The sequence below is a fragment of the Streptomyces sp. BoleA5 genome (assembly GCF_000373665.1).
Lineage (GTDB): Bacteria > Actinomycetota > Actinomycetes > Streptomycetales > Streptomycetaceae > Actinacidiphila.
The window spans coordinates 1-17,466 of the sequence record NZ_KB892115.1; the positions used below are offsets into that span (position 1 = coordinate 1).

Genomic DNA, 17,466 nt, shown 5'->3' on the forward strand with positions numbered 1-17,466 from the left:
CTTAGACCGACCGGCAAATGGATCATGTGAGGCGTCGAGTGGTGGGTCGGTCGTCCCAGCGGTAGCGACTCGTTGCTCGGCGGATCAGCATGCGGAGCGTGACGAGGGTGGCGGCGAGGTAGAGGTAGAAGTCCACGACCTTGCCGCTTCTCTCCGTGCAGCGCCGTAGCTTGCCGTAGTCGTTCATCCATGAGTGCGTGCGTTCGACCACCCAGCGTTTGCCGGCCTGGATCGGAGCCGGCACGCCCTTGCGCGCGATCTCGGCAGAGAATCCCAACTCTGCCACCAGCGCACGGGACTTGGCACTGTCGTAACCGCGGTCGAGGTTGACGTTGACCGTCATCGGCATCGCGCCGACCTGGGCTTTCGCGGCTTCCAGGGTGGGGCCGAGCAGAGGCGAGTCGTGCCGGTTGGCACCGTCGGAGACGATCCCGAGAGGGACACCGCACGCGTCGGAGGCGACGGAGCGCTTCAGCCCCTGCTTGCCCCGGTCGACCGGGGAACGTCCGGCCTTCTCGCCCCCGGAAGGAGCCTTGGTGATGCAGCCGTCAACGGAGATCTCGCTCAGCCCCAGGCCGATCATCCGGTCGTACGCCTCAAGCGCGAGGGCGTGCACCTGACCGGATATTCCCAGCTCAGCCCACTCTTTGACGCGCCGTCGGATCGTGCGGTCAGAACATCCGGGACTGGAGATCCGTTCGTATCCGGAGCCGTGGACCAGCGCGAGCACGATGTGCTCGAAGACCTTCCGGTCGGAGATCCGACGGCGGTGACAGCCGAGCGGATGGTCCGCGACGAACTCTCCCCGGACGGGCAGAAGGGCAGCGAACTGGTTCCAGAGGGGTTCAAGCAGGCAAGATGGCAGAGCGGGCACGGCGTCCTTCATGATCACTGAGCGTAGAGAACTCCATGATCACGTAGGCCCGTGCCCGTGCCGCATCCAGACCATCTCTCAGACGCACAGCGGCCACCTATTGCCGGTCGGTCTTAGGGCCGAGGGATTGACGTACACCGTGCCTGGCCTCGGTTCGTTCGTCAGTCCACCGGTGGAGTAGTCGCCCGGTCGGCGGCTGGCCGGACGGGTCGGCGCCGCCTACAGTCGAACATATGAGCGACCTTCCGCCGGACGTCGAGCGGCTGCGGGTGATCCGCACGTATCTGGAACTCCAGCTCGCCGCGGTGGACGCGAAGATCGAGCAGGCCACGGCGGCCGCGCGCCCCGCGTCGACGACGGCCAGGCCGTACCGCGCCGAGGAGCCGTTCGCCCTCGGCGGCCGGGGCTGGCGGCTGGAGAGCATCCCGAACCTGTCGGGCAAGGGACCTGGACGTGGCGTCGTGCACAGGGGTGACTGCCCGGCCGCGACCGGCGGATGGTTGAGCCGGAAGGAACTGGACATCGCCCTCGACCAACCGGAGGTCACGGCGTGCCCGAAGTGCCGCCCCGAGGATTGACATCCGGTGCACGGCTGGGATCAGCTGCGACTATGTCGCATGGGAGGGGTGGCGTTTTGGGGATGGGGCGACAGCTTGCGGCGGAGGCAGATGCTGGCCTTGTGGTCCTGCGCGCTATGGCGGTGATCGCCATCATCATCGGCCTGTTCCTGGCCTTGAATGTGCGCGGCAGTACGGAGCGCTTTTTTCATCGGATCGATGCTGGAGTCGGATGGAAAGGGCACAAAAGTCACCGAACCCTGCGGATCGTGGGGATAGGTGGGGTCGTGATTGGGTTCCTGATGCTTCTACCTGATTTGATCTGAGCGCCTGTGCGTTGACCGCCATGACGAGCCAAATCGTGCGCCTGGAAGTGGCCAGCGAACGGCGAAAGCGCCCCCCGCGCGGCCGTGTGAGGCCGTACGGGGGGCGCTGCGGTTGCTGAGGGTCCCAGCCCCTAGGATCCGGCTGTAGGGGTCTGACAGGCGTCCAGGGGGCCGATAGTGATGCTGGCAATACGCATGGCGGCAACAGTGCTTGCCACGTGGCTTGCCCTGATCGTGTCGTTGATAGCGCCCTCGCTCCTGCCGCAGCGGTGGCAGTGGTACATCTACTCGCCTGCGTCTGTTGGCCTGTGGATGCTGACGATGGTTGTCGCGCCCTTTGTCGTCTGCATCTTTGCGTGGCGGTGGATCAAGTCGGGCGGTAAGTGAGCCGCTGCGAACACCTTCCCTGAGGAGCCGTACGGGGGCGCTATGGGTGGTCAGGCAAGGAACTGCACGGCGTAGCCGGTCAGGGCGCCCAGAACGGCCGCCCCGCCCGACGCGGTCCACACGCGGCGTTCGACGGCGGCGAGGCGGGCCTCGACGGCTTCGAGGTCGGACCTCTGGTCGGCAAGGGCCTGATCCGTCTGTCCCGCGCGCTGGACGAGCAGCGCGAGTGAGCCCTTGATCTCGGCGAGGCCGGTACCGAGGTCGCCGCGCAGATCCGACAGGGCGACGGCCACCGACACGGGGTCGGCCGACGGCAGGATGGGCGGCGGGGTCACTCGGCATCGGTCCCGTCGGCGAGGCCGAGGCCGACGGAGTCGAGCAGCCGCTCAACGCCCGGCAGTGCCATCACGCGGGCGACGCCTCCGGCGATGGCCAGGGAACCGGCGACCCACGGCAGGGACTCGGACACGCCAGACGCGTGCACGATCTCCGGCAGGAGAACGGCGACGCCGACGGCGCCCTGTATGACGGTACGGATGGTGCGGCGGGTGGCGGTGCTCATGGGGCGGTACCTCACTTCACGGTGCGGGGTGGTGGGGGGACCGCCGGGCGCGGGGAGTCGGCCGCGCCCGACGGGGTCGAGAGGGGCTGATCAGGCGACGAGGGTGAACCCGCGCTTCTTGGCGAGCTTGGTCGCGCTGGTCTTGCCGGGGATGCCGTCGGCGTCCTTGCCGGAGTAGCCGAGTCGGTGCTGATACGCCTTGTACGCGGCCTTTGTCTTCGGCCCGGCGACGCCGTCGAGGGCGCCGGAGTACAGACCTTCGGCGTGAAGCGCGCGCTGCACTTCCTTGATCGATCCCGACGCGGGGTGCTTCGGGTAGTCCTCGAACGCGCGGATCAGGTTGGACAGGTCCACCTTCACGGGCACGTGGGCGGGCGCTACGCTGCCGGACCTCTTGCCGCCCCAGCGGGGGTCAGCGGAGATCAGGCCGTCGTACGCGGGCACGCCATAGCCGTAGACGAACGTGTCACGCCGCTGGCGCTTGCGGCGGTACACGCCGTCACCCTCGGAGCTGCCGTTGGTGTTGGTGTTGGTGTTGCCCTCGATCGTGGTGATGGTGTCGGCGTCGAACGAGTCGACGATGCCCGTGTGACTGGCGCCGCCGGAGCCGTAGAACACCTGGGCGCCCACGGCCGGATACTCCGACCACCGGCCGCGGGCCTTGAACCATGCGACGCCCGTCGCACACGATGCGGTGCGGGGGAACAGGGACGCAGCGCCGGCCTTCATGGCGAGCCATGAGACGTACGTGGCACACCACGGCTGATAGTCGCTCCACTCCAGTCCAGGGACCTGGGCGGAGTAGCGCTGGTGGTTGTTCCAGTGTCCGTTGGACTTGCCCTCGTGGTATCCGATCTCGCCGCGGGCAACGGACAGGATGGTTCCGAACACGGTCATGGGATGGGGCCTCCTGGGGCATGAAAAAACGCCCCGGCGCGGTTTACGCGGGGCGTTCGGTGCTAGGGTCCTCTATGTGTCTGAGCCAGATGTGTGGCCCACAATGTGGGCATGGATGCCCAGGGTGGGGACTCGGTTGCGGTGTGGTGGGTGGGCGGACTAGCTCGTCTTGCGGGCTATGTACTTCCGACGGTGCTAGGGGTGAAGGCGCTCGTTGAGTGGGTCGCCTGGGCTTCTTCGCCGGACGTAGCGGCGGCTCGGTTGGCCGCGCTGTGGTCGGGACTGGCTGTCGGCTTCTGGTTGTTCTTCTGGTGGGTGATTCTGAGAACTCGGCTTGAGGTCGGGCCTGGCGGGATCGTGGCGGTCAATCCGTGGGGCACTCATCGCCTGGCGCTGAACGAGGTGGTTTCGGTGAGGCTCGGTGCCTGGGGCGCGGAGTTTTATCGCGAAGATGGCTTCAAGATCACGGCGTACGCACTCAGCGAACTCGCTGCGGGGACTCCACAGGACCGGCATTTTGCTGAAGTGCAGGCTGCCCTGAAAGCGGGTCAGTCTCCCTCATCGCGGTGACTCTGGGGGCTACGCGGGGCCGGAGTAGGTCACGGCCATGTATGGGGCGTACGTGCCTGTCGCGGTCGAGACGGCCGCGCCCGCGTTGTGCGCGGGTACAAGTTCGACGTAGTCGCCGGCCGCGAGCAGCCGCGGCAGGGTGCGGGCCTCGACGGTGAGTGGCGACGCAACGATGGTGCCCGCGTAGGTGCGGGCGCGACCTGCGGTGGGGGCGCTGCCGTTGATGTACCAAAGGGCATCGCGGGTCGAGCCGCCTGCCGAGCCGTTGAGGGCGATGGAACCTGAAAGGGTCCACCATCCGGCGAACGGCGCGGTCCATCGCGTTGGCTGCTGCGAGTTCCATGCGGCGAGCGCGTCGAGTTGGACCGTGTCCCACTGGAGCGCGTTCGCGACGGCCTCGGTGCCGGTAGGGATGCTCTGGCTCGCGCTTCGGAGCGCCGAGAACACGAGAGCCCCGATCATGTAGAGCTGGTTCGTCTTCCCGGCCTGGATCCGGCCGCCAGCCGGGGCGAGGTTGAACGCCACAGGGGGGTGCCTCCTACAGAGAGATGATGGTGGGCTGCGCGAGGCGAACGTCCTCGCCGACGGGTTGCGGCTTGCTGATGCCGTTGACGGACCGCTCGACGGTCATCGCCTGGGGCGACGCGGTGTAGGACGTCACGGGGACGAGCGTCACGAGGTCGGCGAACAGCTGGAGGCCGGCCGCGGGGGTGCCCGCACAGGACACGAGGACACCGGCGCCACCCGCCGTCGAGGGCGCGGTGTACACGGCGTCGAACTTCACCCACTGCCCGACGGGCAACGTGATGTTGTTCGACGACGTCGAGAGGTAGGCGCCGGTCGAGGTGTACCAGTTGACCGACACACTGACCGTCGACGGCATGGCGGCCGGGACGTACACCCACCCGGACGCGCGGAACTGCTGCCCGGGGGTGCACGGTATCCGTGGGTTCGACTCGAACCGTGGTTGCGTGGCGCCGGTCGAGGTCAGCAGCATCGAGTGCTTGCCGCATCGGGCGCGCACGCTGGACTGTTCGATCGTGCCGCCACCGAACGCGTTCCATCCGGTCGTGCCGGCCTCGAAGCTGTAGTTCGCATTGAGCACCTGGCCGACGGCGTGAACCTGCATCACCTCGCCGCCGACCTTGATGTCGAACGGCACGTCGGCGAGGTCGGTCGTCCACAGTGGGCCGTCGGTCACGGCGACACTGATCACGGTGTCGTCCTCGTCGACGGCCGCGGCGAGCTGGCTGCCGTCGGTGTCGTAGCGGGACAGCTTGTCGACGTCCCACGCCCCGACGGTGAACGGCGTTGCCGGGGTCGTGTTGTAGTCAACGGTCCACCCACGGGGGGACAGGGTCGCTGTCCATCCCTGGACGATCTGATCAATCGCGTCGGGCGGCATCCACGGCGGCGGGTTGCGGACGATGATCCGGTCTCCCACGGAGACGCGCTTCGCCTGCTCAATGAGCTGCGGGTCGTCGGCGAGGTCGACGCGGATCGTCGGGTACCGGGCTCCGTCGTAGGTGCCCTGCCACACCCGCCACGACGCCATGTCCGGGAGCTGGTCGTCGCCGAACGCGTTGACGGTGTAGCTACCGGCGTACGTGCCGATCAGGTCGGGCGTCATGGGGCCCTCGTCGGCGACGGCCCGCGCGGAGCTGCCGCCGTCCCGGGAGACTGTGACGTCGTTGAGGATCGCGGCGTCGTCGTCGAGGGGTTCGAGGGGCGGGGCGACCTCGCCCGCGTCGTAGTCCAGCGTGAGTGCCGGCCGCTGGTTGTACAGCGTCGAGCGGGCGCGGTACGCGAGGCCGTCGCCGGTCGTGTCCTCGGAGATCATGCCGAGGTCGGCGTCCGCGGCGTCCTGGACCAGGTCGACGAACGTCGCGATGCGCTGCGGGCCGAGCAGCGTCGACGTTCCCCATTCGTAGTCGGTCACGGCGAGCGGGACGTCCTCCTCGCGGGCGAGGCGCGCGATGCGGTCGGATGCCCCCTCGCCGTCCCACGCGACGAGGGCCGGGCCGGTCGCGTCGTAGGCGGCCGTCGAGGTGGCCATGGCCAGGTGACCGACCGCGGTGTCTCCCGAGTTGCTGCCGCCGAGGGTGACGCCCGTGATCCGGCCGACCGTGCGGCCGTTGATGGTGCCGCTCACCTGCTGCAGCTCGCCGCCGTTGGCGAACGTGAACGCGTCGACGTCGAGCCAGTACAGGCGCCAATTGATGTTTGCGCCGGATTGGACGAGGTCGAGGCCGACACTCAGCCGCTTGCCCGACAGAATGCCCGCCGGGGTGTTGTTGAGCAGGCTGTCGCCGTCGCCGTTGACGGCCGACACGGCGAGCCCGTTCGACGTCGTTCGCGACAGGGTCCAGCGCACGGCGCTGCCCGTGGCGTTGAGTGCCAGGATCGGCACCGTGGCGGCGGGCGTGTCCGTCGGGAGCGCGAGGAACATGCGCATCGCGAACTGCCCCGTCGAGGCGTACGAGGGGACGCGGCCGGTCAGGGTGCCCGAGCCGAGGGTCGGCAGGGGCGCGGACGCCACATAGTCCGAGTAGGCCGCGGGCGTCACGCCGATGCGGCCCGTCAACGGCCCGAGGCCCGGGGTCGCGGCCGCGAACGACGTCGCGTCCTGGCCGTCCTCCATCGGCCAATACGCGACGATGTCGCGCCGGGCCGGGCTGGAGAACTCGCGGCGCATCGGCGACTGCAACGGGGCCGCGCCCTGGCCGAGCTGCCGCAGCGTGCCCGATGCCTGCACGGGAACGGTGACGTCCTGGCCGGTCTGCCACCGGGACGGCCATGCCGGGACCTTGCCCCAGAACAGGGCGTCGCGGTCGGAGCGGATCGCGGCCGTGCCGCCGATCGTCCACATACGGCCGGCGGTGTCGGTGAACGACGTCGCCCCGGGGGCGAGGGCGGTGAAGTCGGGGGCCGCAACTACCGGGCCGTCGATGCCGTTGCGGACCTCGAAGCGGTGCGCGAGGCCCGCGAACGGGACGCGGGCGGGGCTGGTCGTCGTGTCGCCGGAGGCGATCTGTAGGGGCGCAGTGCTGTTGAAGAGGGCGAACGTGCCGGGGACGGTGAGGTTGTCGTCGACGCTGAATTGCGTCCACGGGCCGTCGAGGGACGGAGCAGCGTAGAACCGGACCAGGATCAGGCCGTCGCCGCCGCCCGCGTGGAATGTGGCACGGACCGCGGCGCGGGGCGGCAGATGCGGCAGCGTCGCGTTACCGCCGGACAGGCTTGTCGAGCCGTCCGCGGAGACGTCGACCGTGAGTGCGCCCTGATACACGCGCAGGGCCCACGACTTCTGTCCGGAGGCGGTCCACTTGCCGATGAGGACTTGGTTCGCCGTCGGGTGGTACCAGTCGGCCGTGACCTCCGCGCGGACGTCGAGGTCGGCCGTGATGTCGAGGGCGGCCGCGTCCGGGGTCGAGGCGACCGCGCCGACGGCGCCCGGCAGGGCCAGAGCAGGCCGCCCGCCGGGCACCGTCACCCGCAGCGGGGTGTTACGGCGCAACTTCCCGTACCACTTCCCACGCGGGTTGAGTCGGGAGTAGTCGCCCGACTCGTTGTTCATCGTGAACGAGCAGGTACCCACGTCCGGGCGGGAACCCTCGTCGTGCTTCCCGGACGTGATGACGATGCTGTCGCGGGCGTACACGTCGGCCGTGACGTCGACCCACTCGCCGTCGATCTGGAGTTCTACAGCGACGTCGAGCGGGTCGTCAGGGAACGACACGGGGTCTCCTTATCCGAATGCGAGTTGGACGGAGCCGCGGCCGTCGATACGGACCATGCGGCGGATCATGCGCTTGAAGTCGCCGTCAGCGCCGGTCACGTCGATGACCAGACGGCCGGCGGCCGCGCCGCCCGAACCGACCGCGCCGACACCGGCCGCGCTCATGCGGGCCGACGTCATGCCCGGGGTGGGCACATCGACGAGGTTGCGCATCGTGCGGTCGATGACGCCCGCGTTGTCCTCGGCGCCCTGGGCGATACCGGCCGGGATCCAGTGGCCGACCTGATCGGCCAGGACACGCGACGGGGAATGGATGCCGAGGACCCTCGCGATCGGGCCCGGGATGATGGACAGGGCCCAACTGGTGAGCGTCGACTTCAGCCATCCGCCCATGGAGCGGATACCGGACCACAGGCCCGTGACGACGCTCTGTCCCTTGCTGTAGAGCAGGGAGCCGAGGGAGCCGACACCGCGGGAGATCATGCCCGGCAGGCCGCGCACCCACTTGACGAGTTCGTTCGCCTTGCGGATCGAACCGTCCTTGATGGACTGCCAATGCTTGATGATCAGGCCCGGCAGGGTCCAGTTAAGGAACAGGTTGACGAGCTTGCCGGGGACGCCCCGGAGCCAGTTGACGACCGCGTTCCACACACGGACCGTGCCGTCCTGGATGGCCTTCCAATGGCTGATGATGATGCCCGGCAGGCTGTACTTCATCCACAGGTTGAGGATGAAGTCGCCGACGGCCTCGATTTTGCCCCAGATCCAGTTCCACGCCGCGGTGGTGGCGTCGACGATGGTGTCCCAGTTGGCAATGATCAGGGCGACGAGGGCGACGACGGCCGCGATGATCAGGCCGACGGGGCCCATCGCGATGAGCCACGCCGCGGCCATGCGCGCGGCCTGGACCATCGACTGAAAGCCCATCGCGATCCACGACGCGACCACGGTCGCGGCCGAGGCCGCCGACGTCGCGGCGGTGCGGATCATCGCCGGGAGCAGTACGGCCGTCAGGACGAGGGCCGCCGCCTTGATCTCCGTCGAGTGCTGCCCGAGGAAATTGATCATCGACTCAAGGGCGGGGAGCACCTTGGAACCGATGATGTCGACGATGCCCTGTTGAAGTCCCCGCTTGAACTGCTCGATGCGCGTCGAGGCGTTGTCCCGCAGGCTCTTGCCCATCTTGTCGGCCGCGCCGCCGATGTTCCCCAAGCCCTTGGCGGCGCTGCTGGGGTCCATCGCGAACAGGGCCGCGCCGAGGTCTTCGGCCTGCGTACCGAACAGGGCCGTCGCGGCGGCCGACTGCTTCACGGGGTCCTTGATGGCGCGCAGCCGGTCGAGGGTCGTGTCCAGTGCGGCAGACGCGGACTTGCCACCCTTGCCGAACTTCGCGGCCATGTCGGTTGCGTTGAGGCCGAGGGCCTGGAAGCCCTGCGCGGTCGTCGCCGAGCCGTCGACGGCCCGGATGGAAAACTCCTTGATCGCGTCGGCCGCGATGTCGGAGTCCCGGGCGCCGGCCGCGATGGCCTGGTTCATCAGGCCGACGGCGGTCGCCCCGTCGATGCCCGCTTTCCGGAACTGCGTTCCGTACTCGTTGAACGTATCGACAAGATCATCCGCCTTGTTCGCGGACGACTGGAACCCTGCCGTGAGGATGTCGAACGCCTCGTCCGCGTTCTTGGCGAGGCCCGTGCGGAGCATCTGCGCGACGGCGTTCGTGACGCCTCCCAAGTCCTGATCGAACGTCCCGGCGAGGTCGGAGACCTTCGTCGATAGCTGCTCGATCTGTGCGTTCGTCGCGTCCGGCGGGAGCAGGCCCGCACCCATGACGGCCTTGATCGCGTCGGCCGCGCCCTGGACGTCTTCGGTGACGGCGTTCGCGTAGAGCTGCCCGGCTATCTGCCCGTACCGCTTCGCCTGCTCCGGTGTCGCGCCGAGCTGGGCGCCGAGCCGGTCGCCTATCTTCTCCTGCTCGATCGCCTGCCCCATGGCGGCGCCGAGGGCCGCCCCGATGCTGGCGCCGATCGTGGCGGCCGCGAGGGACTTCAATGCCCCCTGGATGGCCTCTCCGGCGCGGTTCCCGCCGTCCTCGCCGCCATCGGCCAGGCCGTCGCCGAGGGCGCGGCCGGCGTCCTGCCCGGCCTGGTCGCCGATATCGACGATCCGGTCCCCGCCCGCCCGCATGATGCGTTCGGCGTCGTTGACGCCCTGGCGGGCCCCGGTGTCGTCGACGATGATCGTCGCGGCCAGTTCGCCAACGGTCAGTGCCACGACGTCACCTCTTCCTGTGCTTCTTGGGCTCCGGCGGCGGATTCAGCACGCGGGAGATGCGGGAGTCGGCCGACAACAGGCCGTAGACGCGCAGGCGCAGCCATCGCCAGGAACGGCCGGTGAGGATGCCGGGCGCGCCGATGTCGATGCCGTAGATCTCGTGGAGATCGGCCTCGATCAGGGCCCACTCTTCGAGCAGGCGGGCCCACTTCACCTGCGGGCCGCGCTGGCCTTTCCTCCGCGGCGTCGCGCTGGGCGGGTACTCGTACCACTCCCAGAGCCCTGATTGCGGGTCGTACTCGCCCCGCCCGATCGGGCCTCCTGCGACCTGCGCGAGGCCCGGTTCGGGGCCGCCGCTTTTGGGTCGCCGCCCAAGTTCCAGTACCGCTCTGCCTGCTCGCGGGACTGCACGACCCACACCATCGCCGTCAAGGCGGCGTGCTTGAGCCTGGGCCACTTCACGCCGTCGGCGATCATCTGTTCGTACGCGGGGCCGAGCAGGTCGGCGTACATGTCGCGTTCGGCGGCGTCGGCGAGGACGCGTTCGTTCGCACGCCCGCCGTCGGCGGCGATAGCGGCGGCCTGCACGATCGCTTGAGTGCGGAGACCGACCTCGGCGGACGGGGCCTCGATCACGTACTCACGGCCCTTGATGGGGAGCGTGAGCGTTTCGTCGAGGAAGTCGTCTAGTGCCTCGAACCCCATCAGGCGGCCGTCCGGTCGAGGGAAACGACCCTGGTGAGGGCCTGGGCGCCGGCCTCGTTCGGGTTGTCGATTTCGAGGAGTTCGCCGTCGCCGGTCAGGGTGACGGTGATGGTCTCCAGGTCCTCATCCGATCCGCCGTCGGGGGCCCACGTGACCAGGGCGGTGCCCTCGTGGGCATCCGGCAGGCCGTCGCGGTCGTAGTAGCGAACGTGCACCTTGGACGCGGCGCCGAACGACTTCGCGGCCTTCTTCAGGGCCTCGTGCGCGGGGTTGAAGACACCCGCGACGGGGTCGTACCGGTGCAGGACGGTCGCCTCCACACTCCACTGGAGCGCGGTGCGGCTGTTGCCCTTCCATCCGCCGTTCTCGTAGTCGCTGGAGTCCTGGTCGGTCGGCTCGACGTTCGGCGTGAACTCCTGGATACCGGGCACGAGGGCCCATGTCGGGGTGCCGTTCGTACCGAGGTCGATCTCCAGCCGGTACCGGCGGGCGAGCGCGGTCTCTTCGGACATGGGGGCGGCTCCTTACGTGAGCTTCGGGTGTGTCTGGTGGGCGCGTATCTGGTAGTTGCTGGTCCGCTCGTGGCGCCCCTGGGCGTCGGGGCCGAGGTAGCCGGCGGATACGCGGTTGACGAGCAGCACGCGGGCCGAACCGAACGTGTACGGGCCGGAGGCGTGCAGGACGGCGTGAACGGCTCCGTCGAGGCGGGCGACGTCGCGCGGGTCGAGGCCGGCGCGCGTGCGGACCTGTAGCAGGACGGTGCAGTCGGACAGGGTCGTGTACTCCTGCGTGAAGTACGCGGCCAGGACGACGGCGCGGTCCGTCGAGGACGGGAGCACGGTGTCCGTGATGGCGGTGTCGGTCGGCGCGAACACGCCGTCGGGCGAGTAGGTGCCGACCGCGTTCGCGTCGAGGACTTGCGCCAGGCCGTCGACGAGGTCGACGAGGAAATCCGGGGCGGCCATCATCGGAGGGCCCTCCGTACCTGGGCGGCGATGATCGCCTGTACCTGGTCGGCCTCTTCGAGTAGCGGGCCTTCGAGGTACTTCGCGGTCCGGCCCTGGTCGTGCCGGAGCGTCAAGTCCTCGTGCTGGCGGACGGCGTACGGCTGGTCGTAGGACACAGCCGCGGTGACGTCGTCCTCATCGACGGACACGACGCCGGAGCGTTCGAGGGTGCCCTCCTCGATGGGCACGCGGGCCCGGGAGCGTTCGAGGACGTGCTCCGCGGCCAGCTGTACGCCGCGCACCTCGGCGGTGCGGAGTTCGGCGAGGACAGCCGGCCCGTTCCAGCGGAGGCGGGCGCGGGCGGTCACTCGCACATCACCTCTGTCGATTCCGGGACCGGCAGGCCCGGCGCGGTATGGTGCGCGACGCTGATCGCCACGGTGCGGCGGCCGTCAGGCAGGGTGAGGCGCGATCCGGCCGGACAGTCGATGTCGGGCCCGGCGATGACCTGCGCGGTACTGGCGACCTGCGCCCCGGTCCGGTCGCGGGTCATCGTCACGGCCGCGGACACGAGGGCGGGCACGTCCTCGACGGCCGGTCCCCACTTCGGGCCGTACGTGGTGTCGCCGAGGAACGGCTCTATCGTCACGCGGTGCGTGAGCCACAGCTCGGGGACCCTCACCAGATCACCCCCGGCGCCAGACCGGCCCGGCGCAGTGCGCGAGCTGCGCGCGGCGCGAGGTCGAGGGCATCCGGCGCGGCCGGGCCGGTGTCGCGGCGGTCGGACAGGGCGACCGGGCCGATAGAGACGCTGCCCCATCGGCCGGCCGCCCCGGTGCCGTCGTCGCCCGTCGCCTGCTGGTACTCGACCTGGGCGCACGTGGCGTCGGTGAGGGCCTGGCGGACGTCGGGGTCGATCGGCATCCCGTCGGCGTCGGTGTAGTAGACGGCGGTGAGTAGCGCGTCGTCGATGTCCTGCGACGCGCGGGCGAGCAGCCGTTCGGCGTCGGCCGGGGCCGGTCGGCCGGTCCACGCCGCGAGCTGTTCGGGGGTGGCGTAGACACGACCGGCCACGGGTCAGCCCTCCGGGGTCTGCTTGCGGGAACGCGAACGCCCCGCGGGCTTGTCTGCCTGCGGGGCGTCGGGGGTCGGCTCCGGCTCGGGGCCGGGCGGCGCGGTGTCGCGGTGTCGGCGGCGGATGAGCATCAGCTCGCCGCCAGGGTGCCGACGCATACGCCGCGGTCGTCGAGGCGCTTCACCGCGTAGTGCAGGGTCGTGGTGATGACGGTTGAGCGGGCGAGGATGTCGCGGTCGCTCTCGACCTGCGGGCGCTGCTTGTAGAGCAGGCCAAGAGAGTTGTTCTTGAGCAGCAGGAACTTCCCGGCGCTGACGCGGTTCGTGACGAACACGGGCACGCCCGCGATACGGCCGATGCTGCCCGTCGCGGCCGCGGACGGGCCGTTGCCGAGGGTCGCGGCGTTGACGAACGAGTCGTCGGCGAACGCGTCTTGGAGCTGGGCGGAGTTGATGAACAGACCGGCGAACACGTCCGGGTCCCACTCGTCGCCGAACTGGCCGATCGCCGGAACGATCGCCTTCTTCCACGACAGGACGTTCGCTCCGGCGCCGGCGGTGCCGGTCCACTTGAGCGGCAGGCCGCCACCGAACGCGCTCTCGTCGGCCTGGGCCTGCGTGATGAGCGCGGCGTCGACCTTGCGGGCCGCGAGGATGCCGAACTGCCGGCGGGCCTCCGCGTCGGCGTTGCCGAGGGCGGTCAGCCGGGACTTGTCCGTCAGCTCGACCGCTTTACCGGCCTCCTTGATGGTGGCCGTCGCGTCGTCGGTGCTCATGGCGACGGGGACGAGGATGTCGGTCTCGTCGAGGTCGTCGAGGTCGCCGAGGGCGCCCCACTTCGGGAAGTGGATGGTGTCGCCCGGCTGCCCCTGGAGGGTGTTGTCCTCCATGACGGCGGCGGAACCGGCAACGCGGACGGCGCCGATGAACTGAGCCTGGCTCATGTCGCCCCACACCTCGGGGACGATCAGCAGGTCAGAGGTGGTCTGAGCCATGGTGTGTGCTCCTTCTCCGGCGACGGGGCGCCGGGCTTATCGGTCGCCCGGCGCGGGGCCGGGACGGTCAGGAACCGGCGGCCAGGCGCCGGTACGTGTCGGGGTCGGACTCGTGGAGCGCGATCCGCGCGGCGTAGTCCATGGCGGCGAACTGGGCCGGGGTGACCTCGTTCGCTCCGGGGGTGAAGTCGGCGCCGCCGCGGCCCGGGAGGGGGCTGCGGGTGCCGACGTGCGGATAGGCGGTCACGGCGGCGGTGATCGCGGCAGTGACGGCGGCCGGGTCGGCTGGGTTGACGGCGGCGAGGGCCGCCATCGCGGCCGTGCTGTCGAGAAGGGCGGCCGGGTCGGCGCCGGCTGCCGCGGCGTGCTGGTACACGGCGGCCTGTGTGGCGGCGCGGGCGGTCGCGGCCTGTCCGTCGGTGACGACCTGCTGTGCCCACTGCGGCAGGCGGGAGATGTCGCCCGCGACGTCCGCGACGGGCGCCGCTACGGGCACGGGCGGGGCGGCCGGGGCCTGGGGCTGCGGCTGTCCCTGCTGGGCCTGTACGCGCCAACTGGCGGCCTCTGCACGGGTGTCCGTGATGAGCTTCTGCGCCCACGGCGGCAGGCTGCCGACGTCGCTCGGCTCACCCGCGGGAGCGGGCGGCGCGGCCGCGACGGGCGGGGCTACCGGCGCCGGGGGAGCGGCCGGGACGGGCGCGGGGGCGGCCGGGGCAACCGGTGCCGTCGGGGTCTGCGGGCCACTGGCGGGCGCTGCCGGAGCAGTCGCGGCGGCGGGAGCGGCGGGGGTGGACATGACGTTCGGCCTCCTGGACCTCGGTCGGGGTGGCGGGCGCGCGCCTGGCGGCCCGTTTCTGGGCATGTAAAAAGGCCCGTCCGCGCCTGGCGGTCGGGCCCAGTGAGATGGTGTCGAGATTGGCCTAGCCATGATCAACACGCTGTGCGATTATCTGCCGGTGCCTGGTCACTGGACTGGTTCGGTCCTCTTCGCCCTTCTCGCTGTCGGAGCCTTCATGTTGGCCGTCCGTGACGCCGTCCATCGTCAATGGACCACCGCGGTACGGGACGCCTCGGGCGCGCTGGGCTTCGCGTTTATCAGCGCCAGTAACGAGGGCTACGCCGTCGCAGCCGGTGGATACGGGGCGGCGTGCTTCTTCACGGTTTCGATGGCCGCCAGTCTGTTCATCCGGCGTGCGAACCGTAAAAAGCAGACGGCGGCGTAGGCTCCTGGACCGGCTTCTGCGGGGCCGCTGCGGGGTAGTGCTAGGGCCGATTCGTTCGGGTCACTCGCGGTGGCCGAGGTTGTCGGTGATGATGTCCACGTGACTAACCTCGTCAGCGCTCTGATCTCGGCCTTCGGCGTTCTTGCCAGCACGTTGTGGCTTGTCGTCATGGTTCGGGAATACAACTCCGGAGCATCGACTCTCTGGTGGGTTGCGGCTGCAGCTGTGACCTTCCTCAGCGCCTTGTGCGCGCTCGCAAGAGACGTGCGGCGACTGCGCACAGGACAGGTGGCTTGACTAGCGGCGCCGTTCCGGACCAGCGACCTAGGTGGTGGCGCTCGGCCTCGGCGCGGTAGAGGCGTAACCCTTGATCCACGCCGTGCGGAGCAGCGACGTACCGGGGTACGGGCACACGTTCGGGCGCTGGCCGGTCCTGCCGGCCTCTTCACCCTTCCGGATCGCCTCTGCGATGTCGGTCCGTGTGCCCACGCCGTCACCTCTTGTTCTGCTGGTCGGCCTCGTTGTGCCTCGCACCGGTCGCCCATCGCTGGGACTTGCCGGTGACGTGCTCGATGAACTCGGCCTGCGTCAAGCGGCCATGCTGCGCCCACCATTCCCGCAGCTCCTCGGACGCGCGGGCGTGTGCGATGCGCGCGGGTCCGGAGAACAGGCTAACCGGGTCGATGCCCTCGGCGTCTGCCCTTCGGTTGAGCAGGTACCCGCGACATGCGTCCTCGGCGGCGAGGTACTGCCTGTACACGTACTCGTCGTACAGGGCGCGGGCCTCGCGGCGGGTGAGGGTGCGCGGTTCGGCGTCCTCGGCGGCCTGGGCGGCCTCCGTCGTCTCGGCGGCGAACGCCTCGTCGGCGGCGAGGGCGCCCCAACCGTCCGGATCGGGCGCGGGGTCCATCGCGGCGGCGAGCTGGTCGCGGTCGGCGAGCAGGTCGTCTGCGGCGTTGCTGGTGTCGGCCGGCGCGGCGAGCTGCGTCGGGTACCGGCGGTCAAGCTCGTTGAGGACGCGCGCCTGATCGCGGGTGTCCGAGGCGCTGGAACGCAGCGCGGCGGCGAGCTGGTCGTCCGACATCTCTCGCATGGTCGCGGTGTCGCCTGCACGGACGCGGGCGGCCTGGACATCGACGTCCGACGGGCGCGGCGCGGTCGAGGGGAGGTTCGAGGCGCCGGGCTGCTCGCGCTGCCGGAGGCGACGCAAGTCGGGGTGCTCGGCCAGGTGGTCGCGCATCATGCCCTGCCACTGACGAACCTTCGCCCCGGCGGCGCGGCGCGCTTCCGGGGTGACGGCGGCGGCCTGCTTGTTCTTCCATCGGCGGATGCCGCGTTCGATCTCCCGTTGACGCTGCCCGGCCTCGTACCCGTCGGGGTCGTGGCGGGCGTTGCCGACAGGCGTGATCCCCGCGGTGTAGGCGCTGACGGAGTGGCGGCAGTTGGGGTGTTGCAGTCCAGCGCGGCGCGCCTCGTCGAGCGTCCCGGCGACGCGGACACGCACCGTGCGGCCCTCGTCGGTGGCGTGCTCGACCTCGACGACGCGGGCGCCGTCCGGGCCGGTGAGGGCGAGGACATGGCGTTCCCACGGTCGGCAGAGCGGGCACTCGCGCGGGGAGTCGGACACGATGACGAGGTCGACGCCCGCGGCCGAGAGGGTCGTCATGTGCGCTTCGGTCGCGGCACGGGCGACGGACGTACGGACGGCCATCTCCGCGTATGACGTCATGGACCATCGGCGGCTGGCGCGGTCGCGGAACGAGGTGATCCCGCGGTTGGCGAACCGGGCCATTGCGTCTTGCGTGGCCTGGCGGCGCGTCGCGGTGCCGGTGAGGGGCTGTGAGGTGACCTCGGCGACGACCTGGCGGTAGCCGTCGAGAACGGCCCGCAGGATGCCGCGGTGCGTGTCCGTGACGAGGCTGATCGCCTCGGCGGCCAGGCGGTCGACGGCCCGCAGTCCCGGGACCTGGTCGACGATGCGGCGGCGGTCCTCGCCGAAGATGCTGCCCAACTCTTCGAGGGCGGACGTGCGGCCGGAGTTGTACGCCTCGGCGACGACGTCGCGGATCTCAGTGGACGTCGCGCCGGCGAGCTGGTCGAGCAGGTCGCCTGCGGCCCGTCGTAGCGGCTGGATCGCGGCGAGCTTGGCGGCGGCCCACCCGGGCGCGTCCAAGCCCTGTGCGAGTTGCCGGGCGATGATGCCGAGGAGTCGCGCCTCTACGTCGGCGTACTGGTCGGCGGTCTGCGCGGCTAGGTACTCGACCTGATTCGGGGACACCGGCACTACTTCCCTCCTCTGGTTTGAGCGGCCCGGTGATCTGTGGGTCAGTCAGCCTCTA

23 protein-coding genes are annotated in these 17,466 nt (G+C 70.1%); 5 read left to right on the forward strand and 18 right to left on the reverse strand.

Translation table 11 applies throughout. The features are described 5' to 3' along the window. Positions 1-22: 22 nt before the first annotated feature. A complete protein-coding gene (locus B085_RS0126660) occupies positions 23-874 on the reverse strand; it encodes an IS5 family transposase (RefSeq protein ID WP_026250888.1) in 852 nt (283 codons plus the stop codon). A 233-nt stretch (positions 875-1,107) separates the two neighbouring features. Here B085_RS0126660 and B085_RS0126665 point away from each other — a divergent pair, with 233 nt between their 5' ends. The 3 genes from B085_RS0126665 to B085_RS51035 all read left to right on the forward strand — a co-directional run bounded on the left by B085_RS0126665 (position 1,108) and on the right by B085_RS51035 (position 2,144). Continuing rightward, positions 1,108-1,452 (forward strand): DUF6233 domain-containing protein, encoded by a 345-nt coding sequence (locus B085_RS0126665; RefSeq protein ID WP_018561668.1) that lies wholly within the window; start codon positions 1,108-1,110, stop codon positions 1,450-1,452. Positions 1,453-1,568: 116 nt separating this feature from the next. Next, on the forward strand, positions 1,569-1,757 hold the full coding sequence (locus tag B085_RS0126670) for a hypothetical protein (protein WP_158689829.1): 189 nt from the start codon (positions 1,569-1,571) through the stop codon (positions 1,755-1,757). A 180-nt stretch (positions 1,758-1,937) separates the two neighbouring features. Continuing rightward, a complete protein-coding gene (locus B085_RS51035; protein ID WP_106435043.1) occupies positions 1,938-2,144 on the forward strand; it encodes a hypothetical protein in 207 nt (68 codons plus the stop codon). A gap of 50 nt (positions 2,145-2,194) precedes the next feature. On the opposite strand, the gene B085_RS0126680 is transcribed toward B085_RS51035, so the two are convergent. The 3 genes from B085_RS0126680 to B085_RS0126690 form a co-directional block, all read right to left on the reverse strand. Next, complete coding sequence (locus B085_RS0126680) at positions 2,195-2,479, reverse strand: hypothetical protein (protein ID WP_018561671.1); 285 nt, start codon at positions 2,477-2,479, stop codon at positions 2,195-2,197. Further along, positions 2,476-2,706 carry a hypothetical protein gene (locus B085_RS0126685; RefSeq protein ID WP_018561672.1) on the reverse strand — a complete coding sequence of 77 codons (231 nt, stop codon included), beginning with the start codon at positions 2,704-2,706 and terminating at the stop codon, positions 2,476-2,478. Before B085_RS0126685 ends, B085_RS0126680 begins: the two co-directional genes overlap by 4 nt. Before the next feature lie 90 nt (positions 2,707-2,796). After that, entirely contained in the window at positions 2,797-3,603 is an 807-nt protein-coding gene (locus B085_RS0126690; RefSeq protein ID WP_018561673.1) for a CHAP domain-containing protein, read from the reverse strand. 111 nt (positions 3,604-3,714) lie between these two features. Here B085_RS0126690 and B085_RS0126695 point away from each other — a divergent pair, with 111 nt between their 5' ends. Next, entirely contained in the window at positions 3,715-4,173 is a 459-nt protein-coding gene (locus B085_RS0126695) for a PH domain-containing protein (protein WP_234018660.1), read from the forward strand. A gap of 9 nt (positions 4,174-4,182) precedes the next feature. Here the strand turns inward: B085_RS0126695 and B085_RS0126700 are convergent, their stop codons facing one another. From B085_RS0126700 to B085_RS49540, 12 genes are all read right to left on the reverse strand, one after another. Continuing rightward, positions 4,183-4,698 carry a hypothetical protein gene (locus tag B085_RS0126700; protein WP_018561675.1) on the reverse strand — a complete coding sequence of 172 codons (516 nt, stop codon included), beginning with the start codon at positions 4,696-4,698 and terminating at the stop codon, positions 4,183-4,185. 13 nt (positions 4,699-4,711) lie between these two features. Continuing rightward, positions 4,712-7,912, reverse strand: a complete 3,201-nt coding sequence (locus B085_RS0126705) for a carbohydrate binding domain-containing protein (protein WP_018561676.1) — start codon at positions 7,910-7,912, stop codon at positions 4,712-4,714. Between the two features lie 9 nt (positions 7,913-7,921). Beyond that, positions 7,922-10,183: a phage tail tape measure protein gene (locus B085_RS0126710; RefSeq protein WP_018561677.1), complete on the reverse strand. Its 2,262-nt coding sequence runs from the start codon at positions 10,181-10,183 to the stop codon at positions 7,922-7,924. A gap of 4 nt (positions 10,184-10,187) precedes the next feature. After that, on the reverse strand, positions 10,188-10,397 hold the full coding sequence (locus tag B085_RS0126715; RefSeq protein ID WP_018561678.1) for a hypothetical protein: 210 nt from the start codon (positions 10,395-10,397) through the stop codon (positions 10,188-10,190). Further along, positions 10,394-10,888: a DUF7426 family protein gene (locus B085_RS0126720; protein ID WP_018561679.1), complete on the reverse strand. Its 495-nt coding sequence runs from the start codon at positions 10,886-10,888 to the stop codon at positions 10,394-10,396. The genes B085_RS0126715 and B085_RS0126720 overlap by 4 nt, the downstream gene beginning before the upstream one ends. Further along, positions 10,888-11,400 (reverse strand): phage tail tube protein, encoded by a 513-nt coding sequence (locus tag B085_RS0126725; protein ID WP_018561680.1) that lies wholly within the window; start codon positions 11,398-11,400, stop codon positions 10,888-10,890. Before B085_RS0126725 ends, B085_RS0126720 begins: the two co-directional genes overlap by 1 nt. Before the next feature lie 12 nt (positions 11,401-11,412). Then, positions 11,413-11,856, reverse strand: a complete 444-nt coding sequence (locus B085_RS0126730) for a minor capsid protein (protein ID WP_018561681.1) — start codon at positions 11,854-11,856, stop codon at positions 11,413-11,415. Then, positions 11,853-12,203: a hypothetical protein gene (locus B085_RS0126735; RefSeq protein WP_018561682.1), complete on the reverse strand. Its 351-nt coding sequence runs from the start codon at positions 12,201-12,203 to the stop codon at positions 11,853-11,855. Before B085_RS0126735 ends, B085_RS0126730 begins: the two co-directional genes overlap by 4 nt. Then, entirely contained in the window at positions 12,200-12,517 is a 318-nt protein-coding gene (locus tag B085_RS0126740; RefSeq protein WP_018561683.1) for a hypothetical protein, read from the reverse strand. The genes B085_RS0126735 and B085_RS0126740 overlap by 4 nt, the downstream gene beginning before the upstream one ends. Continuing rightward, positions 12,514-12,909 (reverse strand): hypothetical protein, encoded by a 396-nt coding sequence (locus tag B085_RS0126745; protein ID WP_018561684.1) that lies wholly within the window; start codon positions 12,907-12,909, stop codon positions 12,514-12,516. The genes B085_RS0126740 and B085_RS0126745 overlap by 4 nt, the downstream gene beginning before the upstream one ends. Positions 12,910-13,040: 131 nt before the next feature. Continuing rightward, the gene (locus tag B085_RS0126750) at positions 13,041-13,904 is read right to left on the reverse strand and encodes a hypothetical protein (RefSeq protein WP_018561685.1); all 864 of its coding nucleotides are present in this window, start codon (positions 13,902-13,904) and stop codon (positions 13,041-13,043) included. A 67-nt stretch (positions 13,905-13,971) separates the two neighbouring features. Then, entirely contained in the window at positions 13,972-14,700 is a 729-nt protein-coding gene (locus B085_RS49540) for a hypothetical protein (protein ID WP_078620076.1), read from the reverse strand. A 130-nt stretch (positions 14,701-14,830) separates the two neighbouring features. Here B085_RS49540 and B085_RS0126760 point away from each other — a divergent pair, with 130 nt between their 5' ends. After that, complete coding sequence (locus B085_RS0126760; protein ID WP_018561688.1) at positions 14,831-15,127, forward strand: hypothetical protein; 297 nt, start codon at positions 14,831-14,833, stop codon at positions 15,125-15,127. A 324-nt stretch (positions 15,128-15,451) separates the two neighbouring features. On the opposite strand, the gene B085_RS51720 is transcribed toward B085_RS0126760, so the two are convergent. Both B085_RS51720 and B085_RS0126770 read right to left on the reverse strand, forming a co-directional pair. Further along, positions 15,452-15,661 (reverse strand): Rmf/CrpP fold protein, encoded by a 210-nt coding sequence (locus B085_RS51720; protein ID WP_324603881.1) that lies wholly within the window; start codon positions 15,659-15,661, stop codon positions 15,452-15,454. Continuing rightward, positions 15,621-17,405 (reverse strand): phage minor capsid protein, encoded by a 1,785-nt coding sequence (locus B085_RS0126770; protein ID WP_234018661.1) that lies wholly within the window; start codon positions 17,403-17,405, stop codon positions 15,621-15,623. The genes B085_RS51720 and B085_RS0126770 overlap by 41 nt, the downstream gene beginning before the upstream one ends. Positions 17,406-17,466: the final 61 nt, after the last annotated feature.